This is a genomic window from Klebsiella sp. K47 (assembly GCF_051858335.1).
Taxonomy (GTDB): domain Bacteria; phylum Pseudomonadota; class Gammaproteobacteria; order Enterobacterales; family Enterobacteriaceae; genus Klebsiella; species Klebsiella pneumoniae.
In genome coordinates this window covers 1-225 of sequence record NZ_JBPYUI010000400.1, presented here as the reverse complement: position 1 = coordinate 225, position 225 = coordinate 1, and the positions used below count along the sequence as shown (strand labels likewise).

Below are 225 nucleotides of genomic sequence, written 5' to 3'. Positions count from 1 at the left end.
CGCTGGAACGCGGCATGCCCGCCATTCTGGCCGACATGGAATTGGCGGGAGTGCGGGTCGATCCCGACCGTCTGCGCTCCTTGTCCTCGACCTTCGGCCAGCGCATGGCCGAGCTGGAGGAGGAGGCGCACAAGCTGGCCGGCCGCCCGTTCAACGTCGGCAGCCCGCGCCAGATCGGCGAGATCCTGTTCGGCGAGATGAACCTGCCCGGCGGCAAGAAGACCG

The 225-nt window shown here is 68.9% G+C and carries 1 protein-coding gene; it reads left to right on the top strand.

Annotated elements, in window-relative coordinates:
- Positions 1-14: 14 nt before the first annotated feature.
- Positions 15-225 (top strand): DNA polymerase (locus tag RRF55_RS28545; protein ID WP_439419376.1); only part of this gene is annotated, 211 nt, incomplete at its 3' end.